The sequence below is a fragment of the Microbulbifer maximicatervae (SeqCode) genome (genome assembly GCF_052467505.1).
This window is the reverse complement of the sequence record NZ_CP174313.1, coordinates 4270001-4284592: the sequence shown is the minus strand read 5'-3', so window position 1 is coordinate 4284592 and position 14592 is coordinate 4270001. Positions and strand designations below refer to the sequence as shown.

10 protein-coding genes and 2 rRNA genes (1 of these 12 running past the window's edge) are annotated in these 14592 nt (G+C 47.6%); 3 read left to right on the top strand and 9 right to left on the bottom strand.

Annotation, left to right across the window (positions count from 1 at the left end; genetic code table 11):
• Nucleotides 1-22: 22 nt before the first annotated feature.
• Nucleotides 23-802 (bottom strand): hypothetical protein, encoded by a 780-nt coding sequence (locus tag ACJJIN_RS18885; protein WP_444895760.1) that lies wholly within the window; start codon nucleotides 800-802, stop codon nucleotides 23-25.
• Between the two features lie 216 nt (nucleotides 803-1018).
• Here ACJJIN_RS18885 and ACJJIN_RS18880 point away from each other — a divergent pair, with 216 nt between their 5' ends.
• A complete protein-coding gene (locus ACJJIN_RS18880; protein ID WP_444895759.1) occupies nucleotides 1019-2236 on the top strand; it encodes a patatin-like phospholipase family protein in 1218 nt (405 codons plus the stop codon).
• A 139-nt stretch (nucleotides 2237-2375) separates the two neighbouring features.
• Here ACJJIN_RS18880 and ACJJIN_RS18875 read toward each other — a convergent pair whose 3' ends face one another.
• The 5 genes from ACJJIN_RS18875 to ACJJIN_RS18855 all read right to left on the bottom strand — a co-directional run bounded on the left by ACJJIN_RS18875 (nucleotide 2376) and on the right by ACJJIN_RS18855 (nucleotide 9336).
• On the bottom strand, nucleotides 2376-4268 hold the full coding sequence (locus ACJJIN_RS18875) for a DUF885 domain-containing protein (RefSeq protein WP_444895758.1): 1893 nt from the start codon (nucleotides 4266-4268) through the stop codon (nucleotides 2376-2378).
• Between the two features lie 188 nt (nucleotides 4269-4456).
• Nucleotides 4457-5278, bottom strand: coding sequence for a mechanosensitive ion channel family protein (locus ACJJIN_RS18870; RefSeq protein ID WP_444895757.1), 822 nt, complete (start codon nucleotides 5276-5278; stop codon nucleotides 4457-4459).
• A 31-nt stretch (nucleotides 5279-5309) separates the two neighbouring features.
• On the bottom strand, nucleotides 5310-5903 hold the full coding sequence (locus ACJJIN_RS18865) for a DNA-3-methyladenine glycosylase I (protein ID WP_444898275.1): 594 nt from the start codon (nucleotides 5901-5903) through the stop codon (nucleotides 5310-5312).
• A gap of 105 nt (nucleotides 5904-6008) precedes the next feature.
• A complete protein-coding gene (locus ACJJIN_RS18860; RefSeq protein WP_444895756.1) occupies nucleotides 6009-6998 on the bottom strand; it encodes an SDR family oxidoreductase in 990 nt (329 codons plus the stop codon).
• 229 nt (nucleotides 6999-7227) lie between these two features.
• Nucleotides 7228-9336, bottom strand: coding sequence for a prolyl oligopeptidase family serine peptidase (locus ACJJIN_RS18855; protein WP_444895755.1), 2109 nt, complete (start codon nucleotides 9334-9336; stop codon nucleotides 7228-7230).
• A gap of 87 nt (nucleotides 9337-9423) precedes the next feature.
• Here ACJJIN_RS18855 and dtd point away from each other — a divergent pair, with 87 nt between their 5' ends.
• Nucleotides 9424-9861 (top strand): D-aminoacyl-tRNA deacylase, encoded by a 438-nt coding sequence (dtd, locus tag ACJJIN_RS18850; protein WP_413663730.1) that lies wholly within the window; start codon nucleotides 9424-9426, stop codon nucleotides 9859-9861.
• Nucleotides 9862-9969: 108 nt separating this feature from the next.
• On the top strand, nucleotides 9970-10500 hold the full coding sequence (locus tag ACJJIN_RS18845; protein ID WP_444895754.1) for a GNAT family N-acetyltransferase: 531 nt from the start codon (nucleotides 9970-9972) through the stop codon (nucleotides 10498-10500).
• A gap of 32 nt (nucleotides 10501-10532) precedes the next feature.
• On the opposite strand, the gene ACJJIN_RS18840 is transcribed toward ACJJIN_RS18845, so the two are convergent.
• From ACJJIN_RS18840 to ACJJIN_RS18830, 3 genes are all read right to left on the bottom strand, one after another.
• Nucleotides 10533-11525: a YncE family protein gene (locus ACJJIN_RS18840; RefSeq protein ID WP_444895753.1), complete on the bottom strand. Its 993-nt coding sequence runs from the start codon at nucleotides 11523-11525 to the stop codon at nucleotides 10533-10535.
• 808 nt (nucleotides 11526-12333) lie between these two features.
• Nucleotides 12334-12449: ribosomal RNA gene (gene rrf, locus ACJJIN_RS18835) — 5S ribosomal RNA — on the bottom strand.
• Between the two features lie 203 nt (nucleotides 12450-12652).
• Nucleotides 12653-14592: ribosomal RNA gene (locus ACJJIN_RS18830) — 23S ribosomal RNA — on the bottom strand (it continues 942 nt past the right edge of the window).

Here is a 14592-nt window from a genome sequence, read left to right as displayed (position 1 = left end):
TCAGACGGCTTGCCGCACTTGCCTAGCGCACAATGAAGCTCCCCCGATCCACACCGGTATTTCCAGTCTTGGGATCATAGGCATATAGCACAATTTCATAAACACCTGGCAAGTCTGTCGCAAAGGGCGCACTAAAGGTGTTCATAGTCTCCTGTATCTCTAGCGGCACTCGAGCAAATGATTCGCCATCTCTTTTAACCAATGCCACAACTTCTATCTTACTGCCGTCCCAAAGCCCACCATCGGTAAGTGAACATCCGCACATCATTACCACATTAGCGCGAATCTCAAAGGGACTCTGGTCCACACCTGTATAGAGATGGGTCTGTGGGCTGAGTAAATCTACCAACATTCCCGGAATTTCCACAATCAGCCCATCACCAGAAATAGGCTTGCCCGGAACCAGCCAAGTCTGTGTCTGCGCCACCACTCGGGCCTGCTTTTTGATATACGGCGCAAGAACTTCCACCGTCAGAAACACCGGCTCACTGATATTCAGTGTAGCGGTAAAGTGTGCAGCGCCATCGGCGATAGATTGGAACCGCTCTCGGGGCGTTTTCATAATTCTGGTGGTGTCACCGGTGCTCCCTTGGGTAAGCCCCTTAGCAAGAATTTCCCCAGAATCTGCATCGCGAATAATAACCATGGCACCACCGATGGAGGAGCCAATAAACTTGGCATCCATGGCCTTGGCGCGGATAGTAATATTGGTGGGCGTATCCTCAGAGAGAGCTTTAGCGCAAAACGGCATTGTGAGTATTTGCACAACTAATAGACATAGGTACAAAGCTATATTTTTCATTTATATTTCTGCTAAGTTTGAATAATTTTGAAAATAACTATAATTCTCTCAACCTTGCAAATGCAACTCTATAGTTTTTAAATTTCTTAGAGGAGCTTTCTCTCCCCTTCATCTGAAAAAATTAAAGCAAGTGATTTTTACATCCCACATTACAATAACGTATAAGTATTAATTACCAGCCAAATACATGCCACATTAGTAAACAGGGCAGTACGCATGCTGAAACTGGCCGCCAAACTAACGAAAAAAATGGTTTTAACCCTGGCCGCAGCATCTGGTGCTTACGCCCTACTATCTTATATATACAACACCCAGTTTCCTCAATCAGTAACTTTCAGTAGGAATCCTGCTTCAAGACAATCAACTAAAAATTTAGATTATCTAAAAAACAAAGACACGATAAAAATTCTAATTGTTACTGGAGGTGGTGTCCGCGGCCTCATTCCCCTATACGTACTAAAGCATATTGAGAAACATTCTAAAAAACCTATTAATGAGGTATTTGATATTTTCACAGGTGTTTCTACTGGAGCAGTTATTGTAACCGGAATTAATATACCGGGTAATGCTATTCCTAATCATTTTGGTGAAAAAATATCCCATTTAGACTACTTAATAAATATATACAAGAGTGTGACTGGCTACCTGTTCAAGTCTCCGTGGTACCACATAGTACTAACAGGTGCTGGGCTTTTCTCCCCTTCTTACTTTGGAAAACGTTTGCATGAAATCATGGAAAAGTACTACACGAAGGAATTAAATTTTACTGATCTAGAGAACTACGTGATCATCCCCGCTCTCAATATTGAAAGCGGAGAGGTGTGCCTATTTAAAAATAGAGGGGAAAATGTATACAACTTACCGACAAACAGTCTGTATCAGTTAATGACAGCAGCAGCGAGTGCAGAAACCGCATTCCCCCCTGTGGCATTTGAAGAAATGAATGCTAACTTTCAGTCATCCCATTTAGATATCGCAGCGCCACAAGAAAATACTTTCGGTAGTGTGTTTGCTGATGCAGCAATCGCTCTAAACAATCCAGCTAGTTTGATATTAAGGGATATTATTCAAGACTTTCCCGATAAGAAATATTATGTTCTGGTCTTATGCTCAGGTTATCCAAGACTATTGAGTTCGAGCATGAAGTACCACTCTTTAAGGAAATGGGGACGTATTCACTGGGCCCGTGATGCCATGGCTAATATTCAAAGATCAATGGACAAAAATCAACTTTATATGCTGGAAGTTGCTAAAATCATTTCAGAAGCAGGACGGATTGAATACGATTTTCTAAACGTTGATATCAATAAACCTTTTGTAGGAATATTTGACCACGATTTATTACATCATCTTAAGAACTACTCTAACAAACTCATTAAGGACAACGAGAAAAGCCTGGAAAAGATAATTAGACACCTACATGATTTAGAGTAGATACATATAGATTTTGTTACGTACTACGATCTCAAAATAGCACGATCAGATTTTTTAAATCTGCTGCTCTTCGCAGAGAAAAAAGTAAAAAAATAAGCCGGGCTATGCCCGGCTTATTTAAAAAAATTAACGGAACTACTTAAGACTGTTTAACTGACTCTACCCAAGAGGCTACGCGGCTCTCCAATACGGGCACTGGCAAAGCACCGCCACCCAGCACGGTATCGTGGAATCCGCGAATATCGAATTTATCACCCAACTGATCTTCAGCCTGCTTGCGCAGCTCCTGAATCTTCAGCATACCGATCTTGTAAGCGGTCGCCTGGCCCGGCCACGCCAGGTAACGACGTACTTCGGAACGAACTGCAGTCTCGGGGATTGCGGAGTTTTGCAGGAAGTACTCCACCGCTTGCTCTTCACTCCAGCCTTTGGCGTGCAGGCCGGTATCAACAACGAGGCGAATGGCTCGCCACATTTCAGCGGTCAGGTGGCCAAACAGGTTATAGGGATCTTCGAAGGCCCCCATTTCTTTAGCAAGCTTCTCAGAGTACAGCGCCCAGCCCTCTACATAGACAGTAAAGTGAGCTTGAGTGCGGAACTGCGGGATACCTTCCAATTCCTGAGCAATTGAGATCTGCATATGGTGACCGGGGTTGCCTTCGTGGTAGGCCACAGTTTCCATATCAGTCGTGGAATAGGCACTCATATCGGACAGGTGCGCATAGTAAATACCCGGGCGGGAACCGTCGGGAGTGCCGGGGTAGTAATGCTGGGCACCGCCATCCTGTTCGCGGAAAGACTCAACCCGCTTTACTACCAACTCAGCTTTCGGCAGAAGGCCAAAGTATTCCGGCAATTTCTTGGTAATGTTGTCCAGGAACGCGGTTGAGTCAGCCAGGTAGCCCTGGCGACCTTCATCGGTATTCGGGTAGTAGAATTGGCCATCTTCGCGAATAAACTTGAAGAAATCCTGCAGGCTACCTTCGAAACCAACCTGCTTCTTGATAGTTTCCATCTCACCACGGATACGCGCCACTTCTTCCAGGCCGATATTGTGGATCTGGTCGGCAGTCAGATCCGTAGTTGTGGTGTTGGCCAGGCGTTGATTGTAGTAAGCCATACCATTGGGCAAGCTACTAGCACCTTGAGGCTCTGCTGAGGCCTTCTGCATATCCGCTTTGAGCCAGGTAACCAGCCCTTGATATGCGGGGAAGAACTCAGTCTCTAATGCCTTGCGCGCTTCCGCGGTCAGCTTGTCTGCCTGCTTCTGATCAATAGTACCGACTTCGAGCAGCTCAGCGATCTTTCCTTTGGCACCGGCCCACAGAGGTGCGTCTTCACCATCGGTAAACGGCGCGCCTTCAATCAATTTACTGGACTGATCAATCGCACCTTCATAGGCAAAGCGCGGGGGGCGGATACCTTCTTTGGACGACAGCTTGGCGCGGTCAAGCAGCTGGTTGATCGCGCGGGAGATACCACCGATACGGGTGATATACGCCTGCATATCTTCAATGTTGTCGACCTTGTGGAAGTTCAGCAGGAAGTTGGGCAACTGCGATTGTGCACCTCCCATCTGCTCAAAGATGTAGCCGTGACGGATAAACGGCGCAGCGGCCTTGGCCTGTTCAAACTGATAAATCCAGATATCGTAGGAAGTTTTCCCTTCCTGGGTCAGCTTGCTGTAGTCGAAATTCTTCTTGAGCTCTTCAACACTTTTCTCTTGCCAAACCAAGCGGCGAGCCTCTGCGGCTTCACTCATATCGTCGATTTGGTCGTAGTGGTCTTTGCGGCCCAGGTAGGACAGCTGAATCGGGCTGAACTGCAGCTGTTCCTCATAACGCTCATCCAGCCACTCAGTCAGGCGCTTGGTTTCGGCAACCGCATCTACAGTTACTGAGGCCTCGGCAACCGCATTTTGGGGCTTATCTGCGTTAGCTACAGTCTGGGTACTCTTGTCACCCTGACAGCCCGCAAGGATAGCGACAGCCAGCAGGCTGGGGATCAGTGGGTTGTTCAGCTTTATCGGCATCTTCCTATCTCGATCAAAAGTTGTACAAAAAAACGCCGCTAACTTTGACACGAATTCGGTGAGGTGTCGATTCATGCCCCTCAGAACGCCATATGTTTGCGTTGAGTTGAGGCAAATCGGAGATTTTGGACTAGGTGGGCCTAATACCTGGAGCAGGATATTTCCACAAGTGACCCTCCGGTAATGGACTAACGCCGGCTTGTGACCCGGTCCACGATATGTAGCTCTCGCTGGGGAAAGGGTACCGTCAAGCCTTCTGCCTCCAGTGCAGGCTTAAGCTTTTGCATCAGGGACCAATAAACATCCCAGTACTGATCATTGGCAGCCCAGGCCCGCAACTGTAAATTTACCGCGCTGTCAGCAAGCGCCTTAACAGCGAAACTTGGCTCTGGCTCAGCGAGAATACGGGGTTCCTGTTCTACCAAGCGACGTAATACTGTTAGACCGCGATCAATGTCATCGCCATAGGCGATACCCGCCACAATCTCGATACGGCGAGTCTTATTGCGACTGAAGTTGGTGAGCACTTGCCCCCAGATAGCACTGTTGGGTGCGGTAATACGCAGCCCATCCGTGGTATCCAGCTCCGTAGTAAATAGCCCTACCTCGCGAACAGTGCCCATTATGTTACCGAACTGAATCACATCCCCAACGCGGAACGGCCGCAATCCCAGCAGTAGAAACCCCGAAGCAATATTTTGCAGGGTATCTTTCAACGCTAAGGCTACTGCCACACCAGTAGCGCCGAGTAGAGCAATTAAGCTGGTAGTGTTAATACCAAATACATCCAATACCAGCAGTGCGCCAACAATATAAACTGCCCAGCTCGAAATACTGCGCAGTACCGAGCGCAAGGTAACATCAAACCGGTCCGGCAGACGATCAACCGCTCGGCGGGCAAGATGGGCCACAAACAGCGTCACCAAAACTACCAGTAGTGCGGCCGCCAACTTTAGGGATAATGCAGTTACTTGGGGCCAATACTCATTGAGTAAGCTATTAATATTCATCGATCCCCGAAAATAAATCCCTATTTTAAATTCAAGCCAAACCTAAGTTTTGCGCCTCATCGACACAACGCTGATGAGCCGGACAAGTTTCCAAGTGATCATTGACCATTCCAGTTGCCTGCATATGCGCGTACATAATGGTTGATCCCACAAAACTAAAACCCGCTTTCTTTAGCGCCTTACTCATCGCATCAGACTCTGCTGTAGTGGCCGGCACCTGCTTCATGGAGCGGGGGCGATTAACAATCACTCTTCCATCGGTGAACTGCCAGAGAAACTCCTTTAAGGATATACCGCGATCGCGCAACTCGAGGGTTGCCCGTGCATTCTTGATGGCCGATTCAACCTTGAGCCGGTTGCGAATAATTCCCGGGTTGAGAAGTAATTTCTCTACCTTTTTAGGGGTGTACCGAGCAATTTTTTCAGCATCAAAATTATTAAACAGTTTACGGTAATTCTCCCGCTTATTGAGCACTGTAATCCAGGATAAGCCCGCTTGGGCCCCCTCCAGCAACAAAAACTCAAATAGGGTTTGATCATCGGTAACCGGCCTACCCCACTCCTCATCGTGGTAACTTTGATAAAGTGGTGTAGACAGGCACCAGTCACAGCGCTTTTCCGCCATCATTACTTCCTTTTTATGACTAGCTTGCGCCGGAGAAAAAGTAATACTGAATAAGCTGTAAAACCAAAAGCAAGGCAACTAATCCAAAAATAACATTATTACGATTCACTTCGACTCCAACAAATTGTTCTGTACTAACCAATCACGACATTCGCATAACATAGTATCCAAAGCCACCCCCGATTGATAACCGAGTTCACGTTCAGCTTTCGCACTACTAGCAACGACTCGCCGCGTTACCAACGTGGCTTTTTCAGGGGTAATAACCGGCTCTTGCCCACTCACCCGAGACCTGAGGTCGGAAAACCAGGCAATAGATTGAATTAGAAATGCCGGTGTGGTGCGTTTTGGTACAGGTTTATTCAATAACTCAGCGATCTTTCCAAAGAACTCTAAAAAACTGGCATCCGTTCCGGCCAGGATATAATTTTCGCCACACCGCCCCTTTTCAACCGCATCGATATGGGCTCGCGCTACTGCACCGGCATGGCAAAAAGAACCCCAGCCCGGTGGAACACCTGGTAATTGATTTTTATCAATCAGAAAAAAGGTCTGCGCCCAACTGGTGGTATCGTATTTACCAACAATTGCACAAGGGTTTAGAAATACCGCATCCAGGCCCCGTTCAATTTCCTTGCGAACGGCAATTTCCTCTCTTTTTTTCGTGTACAGATAGTGATGATGAGGGTCATCTGCCAGCTTATCACTTTCTTCAGTAATTCTTTCCTTATGGTAGCCATAAGCAGAAATTGAGCTGGTCACCACCATACGCCTTACATTTTTCTCCCTGGCAACTTTGGCAATATTCGCTGCCCCCTCAACATTATCTTTCCACTGCTGGGCATTACCGCCACGCCACATACTGGTATTAGCCGCCATATGGAAAAGCGCATCGACATTATTTGGGATTGCAGCTTGAAGGGACTGAGGGTCATTCAGAGAGGCCTCAACCAGATTAACGCCCAGAGAGCGCAACATATCGGTATTAGAGGTGCGCCGATGCATGGCGGTAACTTTCCATCCATCACCAACCAATTGCTCTACCAAATTAGCGCCGAGAAAACCGGTTCCCCCGGTTACAAATGCGTGTTTCATAAATCCACCGGATGAGTTGTTATCGTTATTCATACCCAGTGATTAGCTCTATCGAAGCCACCTCCTTCCGGAAGGGCAGACCGGTTGGTGATACCACCACTCCGACAGAGTGGGCGGCACACTAACTTCATTAGTGACACCGCCGCAAAACTAAACCCCTTTGCAATCGTCCTACCGGGAGTTTTATTGATTGATCCCGCTATTACTTTTGTTGGGTTAGTTGGAAAGGCTACTCGATTTTCATGCCCAGCTGGTAGGCAAGGAAGCTCCACTGATTGGCGAAGTCTTCCACCTGCATCCATACCGGCTTGCCTGCACCGTGCCCAGCCCGAGTCTCTACGGCAAGCCAGACTGGTTTGTCACAGCCCTGATCTTTTTGTAGGGCTGCCGCAAATTTGTAGCTGTGCCAGGGAACCACTCGATCATCGCGATCGGCAGTGGTGATCAGCGTGGCCGGATAGCAGGTGCCCTCACGGGTGTTGTGGACCGGAGAATAGGCATGCAGCGCTTTGAACTCATCGCGATTTTCACTAAGCCCATAATCGCTCGACCACTGCCGCGCATTAGCGGAAGCGGTATGATATCGCAGCATATCCAGGACACCGACTACCGGTAATGCCGCCGCAAATAAATCCGGTCGTTGTACCAGCGTTGCCCCTGCCAATAGTCCACCATTGGAGCGACCACTAATAGCAAGCTTTTCAGGAGAAGTCACTTTCTCCTCGATCAGCCACTCAGCTGCAGCGATAAAATCATCGAAGACATTTTGCTTTTGCGTCTTGGTACCCGCCTGGTGCCAAGCATTGCCGTACTCGCTACCACCGCGCAAGTTGGCCAGTGCCAGGGTGCCGCCCATATCCAACCAACCGACAAAGCGGTTGTAAAATCGCGGTAACTGAGCGGAGTTAAAACCACCATATCCATAAAGCAGCGTGGGGTTGGAGCCATCTCGCTTCATTCCCTTCTTATGCACGAGGAATAGAGGTACCCGGGTACCGTCCTTACTCTTATAGAAATGCTGACTCACAGTCAGATCGGAAAAGTCTGCTGCATATTTTGGCTGCTTGAACAGTTTGGTTTCACCAGTCTGTACATTCAGGTGGTAGATACTCGGCGGGGTAATAAAATTAGAGAAAGCGTAGAAGGTCTCAACTTCATTCGGCTCACCATAAAACCCCTTCACTGAGCCCACCCCTGGCAGCTTCAGCTCGTACTGTTTCTTACCGTTAGTATCGGTCACCAGCACTCGCGATTTCGCATCCTCCAGGTAGTGAAGCACAAAGCGATCACCGATATAACTGGCACTCTGCAGGGCACTAGTCGTCTCCGACACCAGATCGCGCCAGTGTTTGCGTTGCGGCTTATTCAGATCAATAGCGATTACACGGCCCAGCGGCGCCCCTGCACTGGTCTCAAAGTAAAAGGTGCTCCCCTTATTTCCGAGATACTGGTATAGGCCATCCCAGTCATCCAGAAGCTTAACTACCTTGCCGCTTTCATCGCGTAAATCGCGATAGTAAAAGCCGTTCGAGTCATAGCCGTCGAAGATGCCAAACAGGAGATAGTTGCCATCGTCACTCACCGTCGCGCCTGGATTGCGGGTGAGATGATCAGTAATTTCATAGACCAGTTGATCACTCTCCTGGGCATCTCCCAGTCGGTGAAAATAGACGGCTACCTGTTTGCTATCATCCGCCGTGCCATCTCTGTTAAACGGGTACCGGCTATAGTAAAAACCGGACTCATCCGGCGCCCAACTGGCATCACTAAACTTGATACCGGTCAGTTGTTCCTTCAGATCCTTGCCTGTCTTTAGGTCGCGAATACGATAGTCGGTCCAGTCAGTGCCACCATCCGAGATACCGTAAGCCAGATAGCGGCCCTTTGGACTGACTTTGAGGCGCTTGGCAGCAATAGTGCCATCTTCACTTAGGCTGCGTGGATCTAAAACCGTATCGCCCTCAGCAGACAGGCTAGAGGCCTTATAGAAAACATTCTGATCCCAATCACCGGTGTTGTAGCTGTAGTAATAGCTATCGCCCTTCTTGTACGGAACACCGTAGCGCTCGTAGCGCCATAGTTCTGCAAGCCGGTCATTGATTTTCTGCCACCCGGGCAGCTCCTTCAAACGCGGTAATGAATGGTCATTCTGTTTGGCCACCCAACTCTTTACCTCATCACTGGACATTTTTTCCATCCAGCGATAGGGGTCAGCCACCTTTTGACCAAAATATTCATCAATTTGAGCACCCGGCTTACTATCCGGATAGCCATCAGCTGCGTGAACACTCACCGCAGCAAGTGCACCGGCAACTAGTGCCACTAGCTGTCTCTTCATACCGTTATTCTCGGTTTCTCTACTGGGAACAGTCCGCTAATCTAGGCGATTTAGACGATCGGTTCCAGAGCAGCAGAGAGAAGTGAGATGAAAGGATTGATCCAAAGGGTAAGCCATGCCCAGGTTAATGTAGCGGGAGAGGCCGTTGGGGCCATAGATAAGGGTATCCTCCTGCTGCTAGGTATCGAAGCCCAGGACACTACCGATAGTGCAGATAAGCTGCTGCACAAAGTCCTGAATTACCGTATTTTTCCCGATGATAAAGGGCGTATGAATCTCAACCTCCAAAAGGCGGGAGGTGGGCTCCTGATTGTCAGTCAGTTCACACTAGTTGCCGAAACTGATAGAGGTTTACGCCCGAGCTTTAGTCGCGGCGCATCACCAGAATACGCGGAGGAGCTCTACAACTATTTCGTTAAAAGTTCCAAAGCCCAATTTACACCAGTGGCCACTGGAATATTTGCAGCGGATATGCAGGTTTCACTAGTCAATGACGGCCCGGTAACTTTTATGCTGGAAACCTAGAGACCTTCCACAGGCTCTTTCTGTTGTTTCACCTAATCAGGAAAACTCTACCAGTTGGTTAGGTTGCTAATGACTAAAAATATCGCTAAGAAATAGAGAGGCAAAAGGATGACTAAGAAGCCTATAGTAGTAAACAGTGATATCAAACTCGATCCACTTTCGGATAGTGACACAGAAGTCATCTTTGCCTTAATTGAAAATAACAGACCACTGCTAGAGAAATATCTCTATTGGGCAAAGCTTGTTATCGACCTCCCGACCACTGAAAAATATATTACCGATAGAATATTCAGTAATAGCTTCGGAGCATCCTGGTACAAGATCCACTATTCAGGCAAAGTAGTCGGGATCTTTGGTATCAAGGAAATTGATCTTAAAAAACAAAATGCAGAAATAGGATATTGGCTATGTAAAAGCTGCCACGGCAATGGAATCGTGACTCGAATCGTAAATAGAATATCTAGCTACTTGAAAGATCTACACGATATTCAAGCGTTGAAAATTCACTGCTTATCTGAAAACAGTGCCAGCATAGCCGTAGCAGAACGCGTAGGTGGAGTGCATAGTGAAACTATTCCAAATTATTATTCGATTGATGGAATATTCCAGGACTTGAAAATCTACACAGTTCCTACCTGATTCATTATTTTAACTGTGGAGTACAGGAATATTTATTGCTGAATATTTACTGGACTCCACTCAATACCATCTGACCCTTGTCCCGCATTAAATATACGCTTAACTTTCCAAGTTGCGGTATCTATTTCAACAACTTTTCCGTCTCTCTGAGAACCGGCAAACAAAAACTTTCCGTCCGGAGAGAAAAATAGCGATGCTGGCTGTCTGGCCCCTGCGCTGCCGACATCAATCTCATGTAACCGTTTACGGGTCTTGGCGTCATACACCAGTATACGATTACCATTTAAGTCTGCTACAGCTACCACTTCGCCATCAGGGTGAAACCTGATTCGGATAGGCAGAAAACCAACATCTATCGTTTCTTTTTGCTTTAACGTTTCAGTATCGAAAATAAAGATATTTTCTGACTGATTATTTCCTATCCATAGCTCGCTATTATCGGGGCTTACCCACACCGCCTCCGGCCCATCCCCTGCCGGTATTGTAGATTTCAATTCCATAGTCTCTGTATCAATTACACTGAACGTATCCGACCCCCGGCTAGTAACGTAGGCGGTCTTCAGATCAGGTGATAGTGCAAGCATATGGCTACCTACCTGATCAGTACGGGCAACGCCCAATACTTTTCCTTCAGCCACATCCACCTTTATCACGTCGCTGGTTTCTTCTGTCGTAACAATCACATTATTGCTGTCGCCCAGCCAAGCGATACCGTGAGGGCCTTTGTGTGGACTGATATCAATTCTTTTCAGGCGCTTACCGCTCGCGATATCGAATACATTCAGCTCTTCTCCCACGTAGCCATCTTCAAGGTAAGAAACTACCACCACTTTAGATTTATCCGGCGACACTATTAATTCATGGGGCGAACCTCCAGTTTCCGGTTTCTTAACCTCTTGGCCGGAAGCCAGGTCAATAAAACTCACCGTGCCCTCATATTTATTTCCTACTACTAACGTCTGCGCCCTTAGCGATCCAGCAGCTAAAAGTACTAATGACATGGAAATTAAAAGTAGAAATCTCATTAGCAAGCCTCTCGGAGGAATTTGTCGCTAATAGAATGCTTCCTGAACAGCACATCCCAGCGAGCCTTTTAGAACTGAAAAGTCAGCCCTGGTTATCCACTGAAACACTGGATAATAGATCGTAAAAATAGAATTCTTTAGATGTTTTCTTCATTACAGGGATGTTACTAACAGAATTCTTGGATAGTACTGTGCATAACTTTTGGATAGAGGTCTGGAAGCCTTTAATTTCGTGCAATGAAATAATTCGATTAAAAAACCAACGGAAAAAGTGTCAGGTTATCCACTAAAAGTAGGATCAGAACGTTACTAACAGAAAGTCTGGATAGAGTTGTGCATAACTTTAATAAACGGGCTACAGGCCCCGTGGTTACAGGGGATTACTGCAGAGACTAAAAAATCACCGATATTTTTATGGGCTAATTTTAATTTTTGGCGGGAGTGGTATGGGTACTTTTCTGGTATTTACGAGGGTTATTTTTGTTGGATTATTTTTTGAGTGAACGCAAAGGCGTTTGCTACGGAGGTCGGTAAAGACCTATTTTTATAGGCTTTTTAGGAGAGCGTCTGTTTAAGGTACTCAGGTAATTTTAGCTTTTTCTTTTTTATTTACTGACTGACTTTTTAAGAGAAAGTGGAGCATTAAAGTTTTTCAGAATTACTTTTATTTTTTCTATTTAATTTTTACTAAGTATTTTCTGCTTTCTCTCTCTTATTTTTTTAGCTTTTGTTTTTGTTTTTGTTTTTTTAAATATTTTCAGCCATAAAAAAAGGGCCACCCTATTGGGTGGCCCTTTTCGGATTAGAAGCCTGACGATGACCTACTCTCACATGGGGAAGCCCCACACTACCATCGGCGATGTTGCGTTTCACTTCTGAGTTCGGCAAGGGATCAGGTGGTTCCACAACTCTATTGTCGTCAGGCAAACTGGCTTGGGTTGACGTTGGTCTTATAAGCAATGTGCTTGGCCTGCCGTGTTATCGCTGTTTGCCTCGGTCATATTGTTGACCGGCGATAACCCCAAATAAGTCGGTAAAACAATCTGTAGTAATACACCGCAAGCGATCGTATGTCTCTAACTCACAATCCGCTAGCTTAGCTAGTCGTTAGTAACCATCTCTGTTGTATGGTCAAGCCGCACGGGCAATTAGTACTGGTTAGCTCAACGCCTCACAACGCTTCCACACCCAGCCTATCAACGTGGTAGTCTTCCACGGCCCTTCAGGAGGCTCAAGGCCTCAGGGAGATCTTATCTTGAAGGAGGCTTCCCGCTTAGATGCTTTCAGCGGTTATCCCGTCCGAACATAGCTACCCGGCAATGCCACTGGCGTGACAACCGGAACACCAGAGGTTCGTTCACTCCGGTCCTCTCGTACTAGGAGCAACTCTTCTCAAATCTCCAACGCCCACGGCAGATAGGGACCGAACTGTCTCACGACGTTCTAAACCCAGCTCGCGTACCACTTTAAATGGCGAACAGCCATACCCTTGGGACCGGCTTCAGCCCCAGGATGTGATGAGCCGACATCGAGGTGCCAAACACCGCCGTCGATGTGAACTCTTGGGCGGTATCAGCCTGTTATCCCCGGAGTACCTTTTATCCGTTGAGCGATGGCCCTTCCATACAGAACCACCGGATCACTATGACCTACTTTCGTACCTGCTCGACATGTCTGTCTCGCAGTCAAGCGCACTTATACCATTATGCTCATTGCATGATTTCCGACCATGCTGAGTGCACCTTCGTACTCCTCCGTTACTCTTTGGGAGGAGACCGCCCCAGTCAAACTACCCACCATACACTGTCCTCGATCCGGATAACGGACCAGAGTTAGAACCTCAAACATACCAGGGTGGTATTTCAAGGACGGCTCCACAACAACTAGCGTCGCTGCTTCAAAGCCTCCCACCTATCCTACACAAATAGGCTCAAAGTTCAGTGCAAAGCTGTAGTAAAGGTTCACGGGGTCTTTCCGTCTAGCCGCGGGTACACTGCATCTTAACAGCGATTTCAATTTCACTGAGTCTCTGGTGGAGACAGCGTGGCCATCGTTACGCCATTCGTGCAGGTCGGAACTTACCCGACAAGGAATTTCGCTACCTTAGGACCGTTATAGTTACGGCCGCCGTTTACCGGGGCTTCGATCAAGAGCTTCGCCGAAGCTAACCCCATCAATTAACCTTCCGGCACCGGGCAGGCGTCACACCCTATACGTCCTCTTACGAGTTTGCAGAGTGCTATGTTTTTAATAAACAGTCGCAGCCACCTGGTCACTTCGACCGGCCTCAGCTTAGGGAGCAAGTCCCATCACCAAAACCGGCGTACCTTCTCCCGAAGTTACGGTACCATTTTGCCTAGTTCCTTCACCAGAGTTCTCTCAAGCGCCTTGGTATTCTCTACCTGACCACCTGTGTCGGTTTAGAGTACGATTCACTATTACCTGAAGCTTAGAAGTTTTTCCTGGAAGCAGGGCATCAACCACTTCACCCACTAAGTGGGCTTCGTCATCAGTTCTCAGCCTTAGGGACCCGGATTTGCCTAAGTCCCCAGCCTACAACCTTAAACATGGACAACCAATCGCCATGCTGGCCTAGCCTTCTCCGTCACTCCGTCGCAGTAATAGCGAGTACAGGAATATTAACCTGTTTCCCATCGACTACGGCTTTCGCCCTCGCCTTAGGGGTCGACTAACCCTGTCCCGATTAGCGTTGGACAGGAACCCTTGGTCTTCCGGCGGGGAGGTTTTTCACCTCCCTTATCGTTACTCATGTCAGCATTCGCACTTGTGATACCTCCAGCAGACCTCCCGATCCACCTTCAACGGCTTACACAACGCTCCTCTACCATGCTCCTAAGAGCATCCGCAGCTTCGGTTATCAGTTTGAGCCCCGGTATATCTTCCGCGCAGGCCGACTCGACTAGTGAGCTATTACGCTTTCTTTAAAGGATGGCTGCTTCTAAGCCAACCTCCTAGCTGTCTGGGCCTTCCCACATCGTTTCCCACTTAACTGATATTTGGGACCTTAGCTGGCGGTCTGGGTTGTTTCCCTTTCCACGACGGACGT

Coding starts and splice junctions, on each gene's coding strand:
- ACJJIN_RS18885 (WP_444895760.1), bottom strand. CDS start 802: ATGAAAAATATAGCTTTGTACCTATGTCTATTAGTTGTGCAAATACTC.
- ACJJIN_RS18880 (WP_444895759.1), top strand. CDS start 1,019: ATGCTGAAACTGGCCGCCAAACTAACGAAAAAAATGGTTTTAACCCTG.
- ACJJIN_RS18875 (WP_444895758.1), bottom strand. CDS start 4,268: ATGCCGATAAAGCTGAACAACCCACTGATCCCCAGCCTGCTGGCTGTC.
- ACJJIN_RS18870 (WP_444895757.1), bottom strand. CDS start 5,278: ATGAATATTAATAGCTTACTCAATGAGTATTGGCCCCAAGTAACTGCA.
- ACJJIN_RS18865 (WP_444898275.1), bottom strand. CDS start 5,903: ATGGCGGAAAAGCGCTGTGACTGGTGCCTGTCTACACCACTTTATCAA.
- ACJJIN_RS18860 (WP_444895756.1), bottom strand. CDS start 6,998: ATGAAACACGCATTTGTAACCGGGGGAACCGGTTTTCTCGGCGCTAAT.
- ACJJIN_RS18855 (WP_444895755.1), bottom strand. CDS start 9,336: ATGAAGAGACAGCTAGTGGCACTAGTTGCCGGTGCACTTGCTGCGGTG.
- dtd (WP_413663730.1), top strand. CDS start 9,424: ATGAAAGGATTGATCCAAAGGGTAAGCCATGCCCAGGTTAATGTAGCG.
- ACJJIN_RS18845 (WP_444895754.1), top strand. CDS start 9,970: ATGACTAAGAAGCCTATAGTAGTAAACAGTGATATCAAACTCGATCCA.
- ACJJIN_RS18840 (WP_444895753.1), bottom strand. CDS start 11,525: ATGAGATTTCTACTTTTAATTTCCATGTCATTAGTACTTTTAGCTGCT.